Genomic DNA, 909 nt, shown 5'->3' on the forward strand with positions numbered 1-909 from the left:
GGTGGTCGTCACGACGGCCGTACGGGCGCTCGTGGCCGCCGGTGCGGAAGCCCGGGCGGTCGTCACGGCGGTCGCGGTTGAACGGGCGGTCGCTGCCCCGGTGGCCACCGCGCTCGTCCCGGCGGAAACCGCCGCGGTCGTCACGGCGCTCGAAGGAGCGGCCACCGCGGTCGCGGTCGAACGGACGGCGCTCGCCCCGCTCACCACGGTCGCCGCGGTCGCCCCGGTCGTCCCGGCGCTCGAAGCCACGGCCACCACGGTCGTCACGGCGGTCGTCACGACGCTCGAAACCCCGGCCGCCCCGGTCGTCCCGGCGCTCGAAGCCACGGCCACCACGGTCGTCGCGACGGTCGTCACGACGCTCGAAGCCACGGCCACCACGGTCGTCGCGACGGTCGTCACGGCGGTCGAAACCACGGTCACGGTCGAACGGACGGCGCTCGCCCCGGTCGCCGCGGTCGTCACGGCGCTCGAAGCCACGGCCACCACGGTCGTCACGGCGGTCGTCACGACGCTCGAAGCCGCGCCGCTCCCGGCGCTCGTACGGCGCCGAGGCCGCCGGACGCTCCTCGCGCTCGGCCTCGCGCTCCACCGGCTCCTCGGCCACGGCGAGCTGCTCCGCAGCCGTCGCCTGGGCCTCGGCCACCGCGGCCTCCGGGTCGTCGCCGCGCTCGCGGGCGACCCGGGCGACCAGCCGGTCGGCCTCCTCGCGCAGCTCGGTCGCACGGCGCTGGGCGCGCTCCAGCTGCTTGGTGAGCTGGGCGACCTCGCGCTCGGCCTGCTGCGCGGCGTTGCCGGCGGACTCGGCCTGGACCTCGGTCATCGAACGGGCGCCGGTGATCTCGGCGACCTCCGGGTCGAAGGCGGCGCCGCCCTGGATGATGTGGCGGGCCGCGTCGACGCCGGCGT

The 909-nt window shown here is 77.2% G+C and carries 1 pseudogene; it reads right to left on the reverse strand.

Annotated elements, in window-relative coordinates:
* Positions 1-909 (reverse strand): annotated as a pseudogene (locus tag IE312_RS42890) (DEAD/DEAH box helicase); the annotation flags it as partial.

Origin of the sequence: Streptomyces capoamus, from assembly GCF_014654935.1 — a bacterium.
Lineage (GTDB): Bacteria > Actinomycetota > Actinomycetes > Streptomycetales > Streptomycetaceae > Streptomyces > Streptomyces capoamus.